At 47.4% G+C, this 16,088-nt stretch carries 17 protein-coding genes; 4 read left to right on the top strand and 13 right to left on the bottom strand.

The features are described 5' to 3' along the window. Nucleotides 1–55: 55 nt before the first annotated feature. The 6 genes from recN to NC981_RS04385 form a co-directional block, all read right to left on the bottom strand. On the bottom strand, nt 56–1,894 hold the full coding sequence (gene recN / locus NC981_RS04410) for a DNA repair protein RecN (protein ID WP_348241682.1): 1,839 nt from the start codon (nt 1,892–1,894) through the stop codon (nt 56–58). A 98-nt stretch (nt 1,895–1,992) separates the two neighbouring features. Then, complete coding sequence (locus NC981_RS04405; protein WP_348241681.1) at nt 1,993–2,691, bottom strand: HAD family phosphatase; 699 nt, start codon at nt 2,689–2,691, stop codon at nt 1,993–1,995. 77 nt (nt 2,692–2,768) lie between these two features. Further along, on the bottom strand, nt 2,769–3,620 hold the full coding sequence (locus tag NC981_RS04400; protein WP_348241680.1) for a class I SAM-dependent methyltransferase: 852 nt from the start codon (nt 3,618–3,620) through the stop codon (nt 2,769–2,771). Between the two features lie 15 nt (nt 3,621–3,635). After that, nucleotides 3,636–4,328 carry a TIGR04283 family arsenosugar biosynthesis glycosyltransferase gene (locus NC981_RS04395; RefSeq protein ID WP_348241679.1) on the bottom strand — a complete coding sequence of 231 codons (693 nt, stop codon included), beginning with the start codon at nt 4,326–4,328 and terminating at the stop codon, nt 3,636–3,638. Then, nucleotides 4,325–4,924 (bottom strand): TIGR04282 family arsenosugar biosynthesis glycosyltransferase, encoded by a 600-nt coding sequence (locus NC981_RS04390; protein WP_348241678.1) that lies wholly within the window; start codon nt 4,922–4,924, stop codon nt 4,325–4,327. Before NC981_RS04390 ends, NC981_RS04395 begins: the two co-directional genes overlap by 4 nt. A 64-nt stretch (nt 4,925–4,988) precedes the next feature. Then, entirely contained in the window at nt 4,989–5,321 is a 333-nt protein-coding gene (locus tag NC981_RS04385; RefSeq protein ID WP_348242044.1) for a hypothetical protein, read from the bottom strand. A 163-nt stretch (nt 5,322–5,484) separates the two neighbouring features. On the opposite strand from NC981_RS04385, the gene hpsE reads away from it, so the two are divergent. Then, on the top strand, nt 5,485–6,396 hold the full coding sequence (hpsE, locus tag NC981_RS04380) for a hormogonium polysaccharide biosynthesis glycosyltransferase HpsE (RefSeq protein ID WP_348241677.1): 912 nt from the start codon (nt 5,485–5,487) through the stop codon (nt 6,394–6,396). Nucleotides 6,397–6,455: 59 nt separating this feature from the next. Beyond that, nucleotides 6,456–8,240: a glycosyltransferase family A protein gene (locus NC981_RS04375; protein WP_348241676.1), complete on the top strand. Its 1,785-nt coding sequence runs from the start codon at nt 6,456–6,458 to the stop codon at nt 8,238–8,240. Nucleotides 8,241–8,263: 23 nt separating this feature from the next. On the opposite strand, the gene NC981_RS04370 is transcribed toward NC981_RS04375, so the two are convergent. From NC981_RS04370 to NC981_RS04345, 6 genes are all read right to left on the bottom strand, one after another. After that, a complete protein-coding gene (locus NC981_RS04370; RefSeq protein ID WP_348242043.1) occupies nt 8,264–9,181 on the bottom strand; it encodes an NAD(+) kinase in 918 nt (305 codons plus the stop codon). A 239-nt stretch (nt 9,182–9,420) separates the two neighbouring features. Beyond that, on the bottom strand, nt 9,421–9,726 hold the full coding sequence (gene nuoK, locus NC981_RS04365) for an NADH-quinone oxidoreductase subunit NuoK (protein ID WP_348241675.1): 306 nt from the start codon (nt 9,724–9,726) through the stop codon (nt 9,421–9,423). A gap of 11 nt (nt 9,727–9,737) precedes the next feature. Then, the gene (locus NC981_RS04360; protein ID WP_190378823.1) at nt 9,738–10,343 is read right to left on the bottom strand and encodes an NADH-quinone oxidoreductase subunit J; all 606 of its coding nucleotides are present in this window, start codon (nt 10,341–10,343) and stop codon (nt 9,738–9,740) included. Nucleotides 10,344–10,402: 59 nt separating this feature from the next. Beyond that, nucleotides 10,403–10,984 (bottom strand): NAD(P)H-quinone oxidoreductase subunit I, encoded by a 582-nt coding sequence (gene ndhI, locus NC981_RS04355; RefSeq protein WP_190378822.1) that lies wholly within the window; start codon nt 10,982–10,984, stop codon nt 10,403–10,405. A gap of 24 nt (nt 10,985–11,008) precedes the next feature. Beyond that, entirely contained in the window at nt 11,009–12,127 is a 1,119-nt protein-coding gene (nuoH, locus tag NC981_RS04350; protein WP_190378911.1) for an NADH-quinone oxidoreductase subunit NuoH, read from the bottom strand. A gap of 452 nt (nt 12,128–12,579) precedes the next feature. Beyond that, nucleotides 12,580–13,722, bottom strand: coding sequence for a citrate synthase (locus NC981_RS04345; RefSeq protein WP_348241674.1), 1,143 nt, complete (start codon nt 13,720–13,722; stop codon nt 12,580–12,582). 346 nt (nt 13,723–14,068) lie between these two features. Here NC981_RS04345 and NC981_RS04340 point away from each other — a divergent pair, with 346 nt between their 5' ends. Then, nucleotides 14,069–14,383 carry a hypothetical protein gene (locus NC981_RS04340; RefSeq protein ID WP_190378820.1) on the top strand — a complete coding sequence of 105 codons (315 nt, stop codon included), beginning with the start codon at nt 14,069–14,071 and terminating at the stop codon, nt 14,381–14,383. Nucleotides 14,384–14,570: 187 nt separating this feature from the next. Continuing rightward, nucleotides 14,571–15,833, top strand: coding sequence for a cytosine deaminase (gene codA, locus NC981_RS04335; RefSeq protein ID WP_348241673.1), 1,263 nt, complete (start codon nt 14,571–14,573; stop codon nt 15,831–15,833). A gap of 86 nt (nt 15,834–15,919) precedes the next feature. Here codA and NC981_RS04330 read toward each other — a convergent pair whose 3' ends face one another. Next, a complete protein-coding gene (locus tag NC981_RS04330; RefSeq protein WP_277881526.1) occupies nt 15,920–16,048 on the bottom strand; it encodes a hypothetical protein in 129 nt (42 codons plus the stop codon). Nucleotides 16,049–16,088: the final 40 nt, after the last annotated feature.

Below are 16,088 nucleotides of genomic sequence, written 5' to 3'. Positions count from 1 at the left end.
ATCTAGCAGTGTGCTGCTATTATCGCTCGATCCCTGCTGCAAGTGATAAACCGGACTAGCGTTTCCGGGTCGATCGTGCCTTTTTCTTCGCGGCTGCTTCCACAGGTTTGGCAGCGGGTTCAGCCGGACTGACTCCATCTCGCAAACTTACCGCTTGCGCTAACAGCGAATCCGCAAACGCGATCGCCGCCGCCTCAGTCGTGGTATTTTCAGCCGATCCGACTTGACCGCTGGCTAGCTGTGCCAACTCTTGACGGCGTTGCTCCTGATCGAGCGCGCTCACCCGCACGATCGTTCTAAGCTCTGCGCTGGCTCCGTTCCCATTTTGCGATCCGTTGCTCAGTTCGATCACTTGCTTTGCCACATTGAAATGCTGATCTGCCATGGCTGCCACGATCGGCTGGTGCGTCACGCAGAGAACTTGATGATGCCGACCCAGTTGATACAGCTTTTCTGCGATCGCCTGCGCGACTCGACCGGAAACCCCAACATCGATTTCATCAAAGACCAGCGTTTCTGCCGAATCGACTTGAGAGAAACAAGCTTGCAGCGCGAGTAGAAATCGGCTCATTTCCCCACCGGACGCAATCTCGGTTAACGGCTGCAACGGTTCACCAGGGTTCGGGCTAAATAGATAGCTAATGCGGTCGCTCCCGGCGGCGGTCGGTGCGATCGGTGTAATTCCCACCTGAAATTGCACCTTTTCCATCGCCAGCGGTTTGAGTTCTGCAATCAAGCGTGCTTCTAAACCTTGAGCCGTGGACTGACGCAATTTAGTGAGAAGGGTTGAAGCCTCGACAAGCTCAGTTCTTCGAGTTGCGGTGAGCTTTTCAAGCTCCTCGATCGATTGTCCGGCTCCGGTAAGTTCTTCGAGTTCGGTTTGGAGCGATTGCCGCAGCGCGATCGCATCACTCAAATTAGGACCATACTTGCGGGAGATTTGTTTTAATTCAACGATGCGTTCTTCGACTTCTTGCAGCCGCTGCGGATCAGTTTCTAAATCGTCGCCATAAGCATTAATTTGCTGTCCTGCTTCTTCGACTTGTGCCAGTGCAGAAGTCACAATCTCTAAGATGGGCTGAATCTGATCGTCATAGCGCACCATGTCGTTCAGCAAGCTTTCTGCCTTACCCAGCAAGTCTGCACAGGCATCTTCCCCATTTTCATTCTGATAAAGGGCTTGATATACCTGATAGCTCTGCTGCTGTAATTCCACACTATGACCGAGCCGCTTGCGTTCCTGCTCTAGTTGATCCAACTCGTCTGGATCGTCGAGGTTTGCTGCATTCAGTTCGCGTAGCTGATATTCAAACAGATCAAGCTGCTGTAAGCGCTGCTGCTCTGAATGTTTGCGTTTTTCTAAGGCTTGAGCCGCCTGCTGATAGCTGGAAAATGCCTGACTGACGACTTCGCGCTGCTTTAATAAAACGATTCCGCCATAACTATCAAGCCAATCTCGCTGAAGTCCAGGTTGCCCCAGTTGAACGGTTTGCCCTTGCGCGGTGATTTCAACCAAACGATCGCGCAACGCTTCCATCTGCTGCTTGTTGACTAGGACTCCGTTAATTCTCGATCGATTGCGTTGCCCACTGCCCAACGCCACAATCTCACGGCTACAAACGGCAATTTCGTCATCGAGTAAATCAATTTGCTCTTGCTCAAACCAGGACTTCAGTAGATCATTCACTCGGAAAGTCGCTTCGATCGTGGCGCGTTCTTCTCCGGTTCGTACCGCCCGACCTGTCACCTTTCCGCCGAGCGCCGCATCGATCGCATCCAAAATAATCGATTTACCCGCACCCGTTTCTCCGGTCAGAACGTGCAGTCCTGCCCCAAACGTTAAGTCGAGGTGATCAATCAGCGCAAAATTTTCGATCCGCAGGGACAATAGCATGAAGACTCACAAAACAAGGATTTGCACTTCTAGTTCCATGTTACTGCGTAGCAAAAATCTAAGAGACTAAAAAATAAGCGATGATGAATTCGACTTTTTTAGACTGGAACGATCGCAAAGCTGTCTTGAAGACGATCGATTTCTAAATCAATTAAATAATCGACTGTCCAATTGGCGCAGCGTTGCAGCATATGAAACGGATAGGTATTTGCAACTCCCACAACCGGAATCTTCGCTGCTTTTGCCGCTTCAATGCCGCTGAAGGTATCTTCGATCGCTAAACATTCTGAAGCCGTTAGCTGAAGATTCGGGAAAGTTTGATTGAGTCGATCGATCGCTAACAAATATCCATCCGGTTCAGGTTTGCTGACGGTTAGATCGTCGCCGGACACGATAACTGAAAAGCGCGATCGCAGATTTGTCCGCTCTAAGACCAGTTCAATTTCAGACCGCAGTGCGCCACTGACGATCGCAAACTTGCACTGAGGCAGCTTAAACATCAAGTCTTCAATTCCGGTGTAAATCGGCAGCTTTTCTAATGCGCTGATCTGCTGCACGTAGGCGTGGGCTTTCCGCATCACCAATTCATTAAGATAAGCCGGATTAATCACTCTGCCGCGCCGTTCTAGTAAAGCTTGAATACAAACACGATCGCTGCGTCCTAAACAAAGTTCGCGGAACTCTCCCGGCTTGGGGCGTAGGTTCTCCTCGATCAAAATCTGCTCTAGCAGTTTGTCGTGGAGTGGCTCATCGTTGATAATGACCCCGTTAAAATCAAATAGAACAGCTTTCAGCATCGGAATATAAAGCGCGATCGTTCCGTCTTCTACCTTACACTCAAGCTTGCAGAGCGCGATCGCGAATGTCAGATAGACTACGACACCGCAAATGCTCCACCAAATTCGTCAAACTCCTCAAAATCGGTGCTGGCGAGTGCTTTCACTCCATGCGTAATTTGATGCAGCCACCAAAATTCTTCGCTATGAATGGTTGAAAATCCGGCTGTACCCATCCACGCTTCAATGCTGTCATGAGCATATTCACGAATATAAGGTTCCTCAAAAATTTGTGTTAACCATTCTGTTTGTCGGAGTGTTTTCTGATTGCCATCTAGAATGATCACTTCACCACTAGATTGCAGTAAACGATAGCATTCCTGCAGAATTAACTTGGAGATTATGGACGGTGTTTCATGAAATAACAACGAAGCGGTCACTAAATCAAATGAATGATCAGAGAATTTTGTAGATTCTGCTTTGCCGTGTATCCAGTGAATGTTTAAGTTGGCTTGATTGGCTTTGCGATCGGCAACCGCTAACATAAACGGTGATAAATCTAAGCCGAACACTTCTGCATTCGGAAACGCTTGCTTGAGTAATAGCGTGGTTGATCCGGTGCCACAGCCAAGGTCTAGAATTCGTAAGGGCTGTCCCTGAATTGCTTCGATCACTTGTTGGCGTACCCAGGTTTCATTCGGGGGTAACGCCAACTGAGTGATGGGATCGTAAGTTGTCGCAGCGCCGATCGTTAAATAGCCACCTTCGATGCCGTGAAAGTTCTGAGCTTTGTAGTAGTTCGGATAGACCAAATCGGGATCAGCCAAACGATCGCATGCCGTTTTCCAGTCAATACTGTCGTGCAATCGCCGCATCTCGGTTTCATCGACGAGCAAGCGGGCAATCGGAGCTAAATACTGCTCGAAGATCGTATCTTTGCGAGTTGCCATACATTCATCACAACACTACTGATGCCTAGTGTAACGAATTGGTTTGAGTCCGGTGCGATACCAGCGCTGGATTCGCTCCGGTGCAACTCCTAACAGGTATGCCAATATCACGATTTGATTGACGATCGTCGTTCTGAAAACGCCCATTTTTTGCCAGCGTCGTCCAGATGTCAGGACAGCATGAGGAACGATTGTGATTTTTCCCCTTTGTCGTAATCTTCTGACAAATTCAAAATCCTCCATAATCGGCAGGTCTGGAAATCCACTGATCGCGTCAAACGTTTTGCGATGCAGAAAGACCGCCTGATCGCCATAAGGAAATTGAAGGTAACGCGATCGTAAGTTGACCCCCCATTGCACCCAACACAATCCCGGTAAAGTCGCATCAATAGTTAACTGAAATGCACCCGCGATCGAATTCGATAACGCTTGGTGAATCATTCGATCGAATCCTGGGGGCAATCGTGTATCGGCATGAAGAAACAAGAGAATCTCTCCGGTTGCGATCGCGGCTCCTGCATTCATTTGTGCGGCGCGACCCGGAGTCGAGTGCAAGACTTTAACGCCGTAGGATTTCGCAATTTCAACCGTTTCGTCTTGGCTTCCACCGTCTACCACAATGATTTCGATATCAGTCGCTTGAATCGAGAGAATTTTAGGGAGTGCGTTTGCTTCATTTAGAACCGGAATGACGATCGAGATTTTCATGGCAAATGCCGCAAATCTTCAGGGCGATCGATATCATTCAGCGTCGGTAAGAGCGCGATCGATAAATTTAACTGTTTTGCAATCTCCAACGTTTGCTGAAATACAAGATTTGTACTCCAGGTAATGCCTTGAAAAATACTAGTCACAAACTGATTTAATCCAATTAAGTAATATCCACCATCCGTTGCAGCACCAATTGATAAATTATAATAGTTTAATTTTAGAAATGCTGTCGTTAATACATCAGCAGTCAAATCAGGACAGTCTGTTCCAACTGCAACAACTGATCTTGCACCGGAATCAAACGCGGAATGAAACGCATTGATTAATCGATCGCCCAAATCGCCGGAACACTGCGATCGATACTCCAGGTCATGCCCTAACCAATCCTGCATTTGTACGAGTGTTCCACCTGTGTAATAAACACAAATTGAGACAGAACGATCGTTTTTCAGCTTGCGGGATTGCGCGATCATTGCTTCCGTCATCTGTCGATGTAGTGCCGCCGCCCCAACTTCTCCCAAAGCTGGAATCAAACGAGTTTTGGCTTTACCCGGTTCAGGATAGCGTGTGAAAATAATTAACTGCTCTTGCACAAAGACAAAAAAATAGAACTGAGTAGAGTTTCTACCACAGTTCTACAGTGATGGCAAAGAAGAATTACTTCTTCATCGCGCAACCGTCCCGAACGGTATTGCCCAAGACCAGCGTAGCCGTGTAGTTATATTTGCGATCGGACATTCCATCGCTACACGCACCCCGTCGAATCACCAAGGTTCCGCTTGTTCGTCCACGTAGGGGATAAACGCGCACATAGTCTGCGGGTTTTCCTTGAGCACTCAGGGGCGCAACGTAGGGAAACGTTATCTTCTGGGGATCTGGCGTTTTGTAAGTGATTCCTGTTTTGTCGATCGTCACGTTCCAAAACGGCTCAGTTCCAATCACATTAAAGGATTCGATCGAGCGGGAATTCATTTGAGCCGTGGCAGGCATCAATGCGAGTAGACTTGCAGCTAAACCAGTCAAAAGGACTTTCATTTTCAGGATTAAACTCGATTTGTATTAATCTCTACAAAAGATGCAATCAGAATTCCAGGCAATTGTTAGCGCTCGATCGAGCTTGTCCATACTGGGGACAACGGATTGAACATGAACTATGGATCTGAGTGTCGTCATCTGCACCTACAACGGTGAAGCTCGAATCGGGCAAGTCTTAGACCGACTGCGATCGCAGCTTCACACACAGGCGATCGCTTGGGAAGTTTTAGTGATCGATAACAATAGTCGCGACAATACTCAGCAGATTGTTTCAAACTACCCTGAAGTTCGATATATTTTCGAGCCAGAGCAAGGATTAGCGTTTGCACGATCGAGGGCTGTTCGCGAAGCTGCAGGACGCTGGGTTGCCTTTCTCGACGATGACACACTGCCGGATCAAAACTGGGTTGCTCAAGTTGATCGATTTGCTCAAGCGCATCCAGAAATCGGGGCATTTGGTGGACAAATTCATGCAGAATACGAAGTCGAGCCGCCCCCTAGCGTGAAGAAACTTGCGCCATACTTAGCGATCGTCGAACGTGGATCAAAGCCGCATCGGTACGATCGTGTGTTGCCTCCGGGCGCGGGCTTAGTGGTGCAGCGTCAAGCGTGGATCGATGCGGTTCCTGAAAGATTAGTGTTAGTGGGACGGACGACCACTGCAATGCTTGCCAGTGAGGACATCGAAGCGATTCTGCACATTCAGAACTCCGGGCGCGAGATTTGGTACAACCCGGAAATGCACCTATATCACCAGATTCCCCACTGGCGAACGGAGCGATCGTACTTACTCAAATTGATCAAAGGGGTTGGACTCGTTCGCCATCATATTCGGATGTTGCGATGGAAGCCTTGGCAGCGTCCCCTTGTGCTTCCCCTGTATGTCTTGAATGATCTCAAGAAAATGGTCGCTTATAAACTCAAGCATCCTCACCAGGAGGATTTAGCGATAGCTTGCGAACAACAGTTGCTGATTAGTAGTTTCATCAGCCCCTTCTATCTGTGGCATCGTACGTTTCTTTCTAAATAACTCCCAAACTACAGCTTAAGAAAATGATGCAGACGAGCAAGTATTCACCTATTATTTCTGTGATTATTCCAGCATACAATGCTGAGAAAACAATTCGAGAAACAATTGAATCTGTTTTGAATCAAACCTTTAAGGACTTTGAAGTTGTTGTGGTGAATGATGGTGCAACGGATAAAACTTTAGAGATTGTGCAAAGCATTTGTGATCCTCGAATTAAAGTATTTTCTTATGTGAATTCTGGTAAATCGCTCGCTCGCAATCGAGGAATTGAACTCTCAAAAGGTGAATACCTTTCGTTTCTGGATGCTGATGATTTGTGGACACCAGATAAATTAGAAGAACAGTGGAAGGCACTTCAAAATCATCCAGAAGCAGATGTGACTTATAGTTGGACAAATTTTATTGATGGTGCAGGCAATCTCCGATACCAAGGAGCACGTTACGGAAATGCAGAGAATATTTATCGCAAATTATTAGTCAAAAACTGTTTTGGAAGTGGCTCTAATATCTTAGTTAGGCGTAGTGCGATCGCGCAAATGTCTTTCCATTTTGATCCATCCCTTCCTAATGCGGAAGATTGGGATTTTTACATTCGACTTGCTGCTCAATTCAAATTCGTTTGTGTTCCAAAATATCAAATTCTCTATCGAACCCATAACGGCTCCTCCTCGTTTAATATTCAGGCATCAGAAGCCGCTTGTTTAAAGATTATTGATCGTGCCTTTAAACAAGCACCCGATTCTTTGCGGTATTTGAGAAAAGATACGCTTGCAGCGCTTTATACCTATTACGCGCATCGAGTTTTGGCTAACCCTTCCAAACGCTCGAATGCAGTCTCAGCTTTCCGTTATTTGCGGCTCGCAGTTCATCATGACTCTGTCGCACCTCAAACCATATTGCGGCTTTTGCTTAAGATTTTCATTGTTCTTTTACTCCCCGTTCCACTCTCCAGAATGATGATTAAAAAACTATCTCAACGGGATTCTAGTCAAAATTTTCGACCAAACAAAACGAGTAATCTTACTCAATTAAAGATGGCGATCGGAAAAGCTTTGATCATTGCTTATAAAGAATCTACTCAACAACTAGAAGAAGCGCTCACATCAGAAGGATTTTGTTGTGAAGTAGTGCGACAACAGGACAAACCCGAATACCAAGATTTCGCTTCGATTCATCGCTGTATGTTGAATCATCGGCAAGCCTGGGAGAAAGCGGCTCAAGCTTCCCATCCGACTTTAATCGTTGAATCAGATTTTGTGCCCGTGGTAGGTATGGGATCTCTTTCAGCTCCTTTTAATTTAGATCAGAAAAATGTAGGAATAGCTTGGTTATATACCTGTGCCCCACAACTTTATTCCGTAACACCCGAAGGCTATGGAGAAGGCTTTTCGACCGCATTAGTTGCCTATGTTGTTACTCCTGAAGGTGCAAAGAGTCTGTGTGAAAGCTTTGTAGAAGAAATCACCGAAAAATATGGTGCAAGCTATCACAATTTTGATTCTCAAATTGATAATTACTTGCGACGAAAAGGCTTCAAAAATTACATTCCATTTCGCAATTATGGCGAACATGGGGGTAAATCTAATCCCGAACATCGTCGCAATGGAATGAGCGGCATTCATCACGCTGATTTACTCTACGGCAAATTAGCGTTTCTACCACCGTTTCTAGTCGATCAGGCGAATCCTCAACTCAAATTGATCCACGTACGATCGAAAGCACGACTTAAGGGAATGGCTCGCTTGTTGCTGGGTAAGTATTTACGTCCTGCGATCGTTCGGCGATCAAGCACACCCTTTCGATTAATCAAATTTGCAGTCAGCAGGCATTTCCAGGCTCATTGATATCTCAATCTGCTTCGACTCTCCTAGTTTCGGTGATTATTGTTGTAATGGATTCTTGCACCAGCCCATTGCAGCTTTTCACGCAGAGTTTTGTAGTAGGAATAGTCCTCACGCAATACGATGAAGTGGGCTTCTTCCTCCGCCATCCGAATGTCTACTCGCTGACCTGGCCAAATTGGAGTTGCTAACACGCCATCCATCCAAAGCTTTGTACTTAAATCATAGTCAGCCAAGGGCCAAATACTCACTACTGATCCAGGTGGAATCACGATCGGACGACTCGATAAGCTCAACGGACAAATCGGCGTAATTGCGATCGCTGACATTCCCGGATGAATAATCGGACCATTTGCCGCAACTGTATAACAGGTTGATCCGGTCGGCGTAGACACAATTAATCCATCCCCCTGATATTGATCAACCACTTCGCCATCAATTTCCATTTCTAGAACCGAAGTGATCATGCGATCGGCGGAAGCTGGTTTAATACACATATCATTCAAAGCAAGATAGCGATCGCTCACAGGCTCTAAATTCGTGCGATTGCCCTCATGCAAGGTTGCCTGAAGCATCATCCGTTTCTGTACTGCAAATCGATCTGCCTCTAACCGATCCCAAATCGTCTCGCTGTTAAAGTCATCTGGTGATTCGGTCAGAAATCCTAAATGACCACCGACATTGACTGCCAAAATTGGGATACGATCGGCTGCCAAATTCCGAGCCGCAGACAGCGCAGTCCCATCGCCACCGAGAATTACAGCAAGATCGATCGGGGGTGCAACGGAAGCCAAGAACACCGGATACGGATTATCTTTCGGTCCGCTTGGTCCTAGTAAAACGTGACATCCTCGCTTTTCTAGAGCCTGAGCGCAATTTTCTGCCCATCGCTTACTCAATGGGTCGCCGGATTTGTGAACAATTAGAACTTGTTTTAGCTGCACAACGATCGAGAATCGATAAAAAAGCACCCCTAAATGCTAATTCAAATGTGAAAACGATTTACGCTTTTGACGGATTAACGGACCGATCGAGCGTAAGCGATCGCGCTAAAAACGCTTCATAAGAATTTTGCTCTAGCTCTAGAGTTGGTCGCTGAATTCAGTGCTTGCAACTGGGCAAACTCAAATAAAAAAGAGATGCAGCCTAAACCACATCTCTCTTCAAAAACACGGAATGTAATTTACCACTTGAGCAGATTGAATTGCTCCATATCTACCGTGTCTCGGTTCCGATAAATCGCAAGCACGATCGCCAAGCCAACCGCCGCTTCCGCAGCCGCGATCGTAATCACAAAAACGGTAAAAATCTGACCCTTGATTTGCTGCGGATCAAGATAGTTAGAAAACGCCATCAAATTGAGATTGACCGCATTTAACATTAGCTCGATCGACATCAATACCCGCACCGCATTCCGGCTCGTCACCAAACCATAAATGCCAACGCAGAATAACGCCGCCGCAATCAGTAAGAAATATTGAAGTTGCATCGGGGAAGTCCTTAGTTTTCAAGATTGCTTTGACCGGCGGGGGTCAGTTCACGCGGACGCTCTGGCAAAGTCAAAGCTGTAGTTCCAGCCAATTCGTCGGCTTCAGGAATGAACTCGCGACGAGCCAGTACGATCGCACCAATCAGCGCCATCAGCAGCAAGACCGAAGCCAACTCAAACGGCAGCAGAAAATCGCTGAAGAAGTGAAGGCCGATCGTAATAATCGAGCTTTCAACTGGAACGGCTGTAGAAATCGCCCAGGGAGTTGTGACCACCATCGCACTCAGCAGGGCAAAAATTCCAGCGCAAACAAGTGCAGTCGCAGCCCGACGAATCCAAGATTTCGCCATCGGCTTAAAGGCTTCCCGCTTGTTCACGAGCATAATCGCAAACAGAATCAGAACGTTGACCGCTCCCACGTAAATCAACACTTGAGCCGCTGCAACGAAGTCTGCATTCAACAGCAGATATAATCCAGCAATGCTGATGAATACTCCACCCAGCAGGAAGGCGGAATACACCACATTTTCGAGAAGCACAACGCCAATTGCAGATCCCAGCATCATTGCTGTCAGGATCGCGAACGACACAATTTGAACACCTTCCGCTAAATTCACGGTTCTCTCTCCTAAATATCAGACAAGAGACGCGATCGAGTACGTCTCTGTAAGGTCAACTACGACCCTTTTTCGACAATCTCTTCCGGGCGAGACCCCGCACGGCGCGACCCTGCCGGAAGATCGTGCGGCTCGTTCACACCTTTAGGGAGGTAAGCAAACTCGCGCAACGGAGTCACCATCGGATCGTTCGTCACCTTGTAAGGCAAACGACCGAGCGCAACATTATCGTAGTTGAGTTCGTGTCGATCGTAGGTAGACAGTTCGTATTCTTCGGTCATTGACAAACAGTTCGTCGGGCAATATTCCACACAGTTGCCACAGAAGATACAAACGCCGAAATCAATACTGTAGTGATTCAGCTTTTTCTTCTTCGTTTCTTTGTTGAACTCCCAATCCACTACAGGTAAGTTGATTGGGCATACCCGGACGCAGACTTCGCAAGCAATACACTTATCAAATTCAAAGTGAATCCGTCCTCGGAATCGCTCTGAAAGAATCAGCTTTTCGTAAGGGTACTGAACCGTGATCGGGCGACGGCGCATATGATCGAAGGTCACAGATAACCCTTGACCAATGTATTTACCCGCCTGGATCGCCTCTTTTGTATAGTCACCGACTTGTTTGAGAAATTTCAGCATGAAGTGTTCTCCAAGGGTTAGAGGTTAGCCGCCAAATGCGACCGGGAATGCAAGTTTCAAGCCTGCAGTAACCAGCAGGTTTACCAACGAAACAGGAAGTAAGAATTTCCAACCGAGATCAAGCAGTTGGTCAATCCGCACACGGGGCACAGTCCACCGCATCAAGATCGCGAGGAACACGAGGAAGTACGCTTTCAGAATTGTGGTTCCAATCCCGATCGAGGCAAAGATCAATTGCAGCCAAGGCGTATTCTCAGGAATGCCAATCAGACCCGAAATGTACGGCAGCGACACTGGAAATTCCCAACCACCGAGGTAAAGCACCGCAAATAGCAGCGCAGACAGCGTCAGGTTGACATAAGATCCCAAGTAAAAGAGCGCAAACTTCATCCCCGAATATTCGGTTTGATAGCCTGCAACGAGTTCTTCTTCTGCTTCGGGTAAGTCAAAGGGGATTCGCTCACATTCTGCTAATGCTGCAATCCAGAAGATGATAAATCCGACGGGTTGCCGCCAAATATTCCAGCCAAGAATGCCGTAACCCGCTTGCTGATTTACGATATCGACGGTGCTGAGCGAGTTCGACATCATTACGACTGCTAAGACGGAGAGCGCTAACGGCAGTTCATAACTAATCGACTGTGCGGCAGCACGTAGTCCACCCAAGAGCGAATACTTATTATTCGAGGCATAGCCCGACATCAGAAGCCCGATCGGAGCCACGCTAGAGAGTGCAATCCACAAAAAGATGCCTAAGCCAACATCGGTAATTTGTAAATTTTGTCCAAATGGAAGAATGAGGTAGGACAAGAAGACGGGAATCACAACGATCGCAGGCCCCAGCGTAAACAGCAGCTTGTCTGCTTTGGACGGAACCACATCTTCTTTGAATACCAGTTTCAATCCGTCCGCCAACGGTGCAAGGACACCGAGCGGGCCGATAAATTCAGGGCCGATCCGCTGTTGAGCGGCGGCTGAGATTTTCCGCTCTAGCCACACCACGACCAAGACACTGACCGTTGCTGCAACCAGCATGATCAGCATCGGCAATGGCATCCAGAGGGCTTTGGCTGCCCCGGCAGGAATGCCAAGGCTCTGCACAGTTTCAATAAAGGTTCCTTGAAGGTCAATTCCTGGATTCATGGTTCCCGACTCGTAGGAAAGCAGTTGAGGCAGGTCGATCGCTCTCCATACATGAAGAATTATTGATGCACTCAACGTCTTTCAGTATAGCGGTCTCGATGGAACCGAAACGCATCGAACTCCCGAATTTATGGCGTTTTGAGCTATCAAAGTATCCAATGAGACGGATTGACTCAACTGAATATTCATCTAAAGAACGATCGCAATTCTTCTATATCAATCTTAACTGCGGGGAGTAGGAAGTGGGGTATTTCTCTCTACTTCCTACTCCCCACTCCCTACTTCTGTTGTCGTCCAAATTGACCGTAATAAATTCAGCTTCCATGAAAGAAACCCTCAGAAGCAAGATTCCTGAGGGCTGGAGTTCCTGAAAATCGTCACGTAGATATCCTTGCAAGGGTTAGCCAAATCCACAAGAGGGGTCTGACCCATCATTTCGATTTATACAAACTTCATGTTCGCTGATCGATCGGAATATAAGGCGATCCGTGCAGCCCAGTGTAAATCTGCGTGGGTCGGAAAATGCGGTTTTCGGCTAACTGTTCTTTCCAGTGTGCCAACCAGCCTGCAGCCCGTGAAATCGCAAACACAGGCGTAAATAAGTCAGTTGGGATGCCTAACTTTCTATACACTAAACCGGAGTAAAAATCGACGTTCGGATAAATTCCCTTGTGCCCTAGTCGCTCTTCGACGGCTCTCTCCAGTTCGACCGCAATATCGTAATACTTATCTTGACCAAACTTTTCAAACAGTTGCTCGGCTAGGTGTTGCAGAATGTTGGCTCTAGGGTCTTTGACTTTGTAAACCCGATGCCCAAAGCCCATAATCTTTTCCTTGCGCTCTAGGCGATCTTCCAAAAATGGACGGACGTTCTCAACTGAACCGATCTCTTCTAGCATCATGATCACTTCTTCACTGGCTCCACCGTGAAGCGGCCCTGCCAGAGTTCCTACTGCCGAGGCGATCACCGCATAGGGGTCAGTCAGGGTCGAAGCAGTTACCATCGCGCTAAACGTAGACGCATTGATCGTGTGTTCTGCGTGAAGCGTCAAGCTGATATCAAAAATCCGCGCTGCAAAGGGATCGGGCTCCTGCTCGTTCAACATATACAGGAAGTTTGCAGCATAGCTCAGGTCGTCACGCGGCTGTACCGGATCATTTCCTTTTCGCATCAGTTGAAAGGCAGCAACCATCGTCGGAATCTTAGCCAGAATCCGCACGACCGCTGCTCGAATATAACTTGGATTATCGAGCGCCCGCTTTGAGTAGAAGAGACCTAAAGCAGCAGCACAAGCTTGCAGCGCATCCATCGGGTGTCCGCTTTCTGGAAAGCACTTCATCATGTCGCGAATGCGGTACTTCAAGCGGCGATGATACTGAATTTCGTGTTCAAACTCTGCCAGGGTTTCCCGATTCGGCAGTTCGTTCCAAATCAGAAGATAGGCGGTTTCTAGAAACGTATTTCCAGGCTGCATCGCTAATTCCTGAATCGGAATGCCGCGATACTCCAGAATCCCTTTCTGCCCATCGACAAAACTTATGCTGGACTGAGTTGCAGGAATACCTTCCAGACCTGCCCTAAATTCGACCGTCATTGTTCACCCTTGGCTGAATATATTCACAAGTTAAATTATCAGATTCGTTGCCAAGCTTTGTAGTGTAACTACCAGAGAGGACGCGATCGTGCAATTCTTCACAGAACTTCTCATCTTCTTGGATAACATACTTTCGTACCCAAAACGACAAAAAAATCGATATAGATCTGTAAACCTTTGCAGTTTTTTATAAAAGCGAATATTATCAAGTTAGAAAGTTTTACATCTTGACGAAATTGCATCTACTCATCAGCCAACTGACTCTCTTCTCGACCTGGTTTTTGCTCGGAAGGAGTCGTTTGGCGATTTTTTATATTCGATCGTAAGGAGTTATATGCCTCACAAAATGTCTCAAAAACCTCAAAAAGACTATCGCTCTAATCACCGCTACCGCGAAGACGCACCCCGAACGACCCTGACTCGGTTGATTGAACAAGACGCTCCACTCTTCTCTCACAGTCAACTGGTGCTAATGTACGGATTCTTCCAGGCGGAAATGGCCCCCGAAGCCAATCAAGGTGTGGCTTCCTGGATTAAAGAATGCGTTCGACAATATGGATTACCGAGCCTTGTCCGGTTTGACTCTCACCGTCGCGCTCAGATTTTCCGACGAGATCAGTTTCAACCTTGGCTTGAACCCTTGATGGATCAAGCGTGTTAAAAATTTAGAACGCAAGTTGTTAGCGCTACATCAGCTTGGGAACGCAGATTACGGATCGATAAAAGAAGCTAACAACCGAGTTTCTAAAATTTGCACAATTTGGCACCTTTGAGCGCGATGCCTCCGGCATACGGAAACGTACTCGAATCCGTTAGAGTGGGCGATGAGATCTTTGCGGTGCTGGATTATGCCGAACTACGACCTTCTGCTGCGTGACTGTCAACTCCTTCGCGCTCCTGATGTTTCTGAACGGGTGGATATTGCGATTCAGGCGGGTGAGATTGTTGAGATTGCCCCTCACCTCGATGCAACAGCGGAGATAGAACTAGAAATCCAAGGCTATCTAGTCAGCCCTCCGTTTGTCGAATCGCATATTCACTTGGACTCTGCACTCACGGCAGGGGAACCGCGCTGGAACCAGAGCGGGAGTCTGTTTGAGGGTATCGAGATTTGGCGAGACCGCAAGCAAGATCTCTCGCTGGAAGACGTGAAACAAAGAGCGATCGAGACGCTGAAACAGCAGGCGTTGCAGGGGGTTCTTTTTGTGCGGAGTCACGCGGATGTAAGTGAGCAAAGCTTAACCGCGCTGAAAGCGTTGCTCGAAGTGCGTGAAGAAGTGAAAGATTGGATGACGCTGCAAGTCGTCGCGTTTCCGCAGGATGGAATTTACGGCGGCGCAAAGAACGATGAATTAATGGAAGAAGCGATGCGGTTGGGAGCGGATGTGGTTGGCGGCATTCCCCACTATGAACTGACACGCGAGGATGGAGTGCGATCGGTCAATCGCATCTTTGAACTGGCAGAGAAGTACGATCGCTTAATCGATATTCACTGTGATGAAATCGATGACGATCAATCTCGATTTCTAGAAGTGGTCGCTGCCTGTGCCATTCGTACTGAAATGGGGTCGAAAGTCACTGCTAGTCATACGACTGCATTCGGCTCTTATAACAATGCTTATGCGTTCAAGCTGCTGGGATTTCTCAAGCGCACCCAGCTTAATTTCATCGCGAATCCCTTGATCAACATTACGCTGCAAGGTCGGACAGATACTTATCCCAAGCGGCGCGGCGTGACGCGAGTGAAAGAACTGTGGCAGCAAGGAATGAATGTGAGCTTAGGGCATGATTGCGTTCAAGATCCCTGGTACTCGCTCGGTACAGGCAATATGCTCGATGTGGCATCTATGGCGATTCATGTGTGTCAAATGACTGGAACAACTGAGATTGATGCTTGTTATAACATGGTGACTTGGGGCGGGGCGAAAACCTTGAATGTTCAAGATCATTATGGGGTTGAAGTGGGTAAGCCTGCGAATTTGATTGTGCTGGATGCGATCGATCGATACGATGCTATTCGCCGACGCGCTACTGTGCGGTATGTCATTTCTCAAGGTAAACTCCTAGCGCAAACGGAACCGCCGAAGCCAAAGTGGCGCGGGGATATCTAGCATGAATGATGAGATTGTTTCATTTCTTCTGAGTGCAGGCTTATTGATTCTGTACTTAGTCTTTTCTGCATTCACTGAAATGGGAACTAAGAATCCATGGAAGACCGATGCCTCGGAAAAGTCTTCTTCAGATAAGCAAACACCGCCAGATTGATTACAAAGACGATCGCTTTAACGATCGCCATTTCGCGAATCAGGGCGTAAATCTTTGGCAATGCTGATTTTGATCAGAACCAGAACAATTCCTTCATTTTA

Origin of the sequence: Leptolyngbya sp. DQ-M1, from assembly GCF_039962505.1 — a bacterium.
GTDB lineage: Bacteria > Cyanobacteriota > Cyanobacteriia > Leptolyngbyales > Leptolyngbyaceae > Leptolyngbya.
The sequence above is the reverse complement of the archived record's forward strand: the minus strand, read 5'-3'. Positions and strand labels throughout refer to the sequence as shown.

Excerpts from the sequence above, each read along its gene's own strand:
- NC981_RS04400 (WP_348241680.1), bottom strand. The coding sequence starts at position 3,620 with ATGGCAACTCGCAAAGATACGATCTTCGAGCAGTATTTAGCTCCGATT.
- recN (WP_348241682.1), bottom strand. The coding sequence starts at position 1,894 with ATGCTATTGTCCCTGCGGATCGAAAATTTTGCGCTGATTGATCACCTC.
- hpsE (WP_348241677.1), top strand. The coding sequence starts at position 5,485 with ATGGATCTGAGTGTCGTCATCTGCACCTACAACGGTGAAGCTCGAATC.
- ndhI (WP_190378822.1), bottom strand. The coding sequence starts at position 10,984 with ATGCTGAAATTTCTCAAACAAGTCGGTGACTATACAAAAGAGGCGATC.
- NC981_RS04385 (WP_348242044.1), bottom strand. The coding sequence starts at position 5,321 with ATGCCTGCCACGGCTCAAATGAATTCCCGCTCGATCGAATCCTTTAAT.
- NC981_RS04405 (WP_348241681.1), bottom strand. The coding sequence starts at position 2,691 with ATGCTGAAAGCTGTTCTATTTGATTTTAACGGGGTCATTATCAACGAT.
- nuoH (WP_190378911.1), bottom strand. The coding sequence starts at position 12,127 with ATGAATCCAGGAATTGACCTTCAAGGAACCTTTATTGAAACTGTGCAG.
- NC981_RS04345 (WP_348241674.1), bottom strand. The coding sequence starts at position 13,722 with ATGACGGTCGAATTTAGGGCAGGTCTGGAAGGTATTCCTGCAACTCAG.
- NC981_RS04340 (WP_190378820.1), top strand. The coding sequence starts at position 14,069 with ATGTCTCAAAAACCTCAAAAAGACTATCGCTCTAATCACCGCTACCGC.
- codA (WP_348241673.1), top strand. The coding sequence starts at position 14,571 with ATGCCGAACTACGACCTTCTGCTGCGTGACTGTCAACTCCTTCGCGCT.
- NC981_RS04395 (WP_348241679.1), bottom strand. The coding sequence starts at position 4,328 with ATGAAAATCTCGATCGTCATTCCGGTTCTAAATGAAGCAAACGCACTC.
- nuoK (WP_348241675.1), bottom strand. The coding sequence starts at position 9,726 with ATGCAACTTCAATATTTCTTACTGATTGCGGCGGCGTTATTCTGCGTT.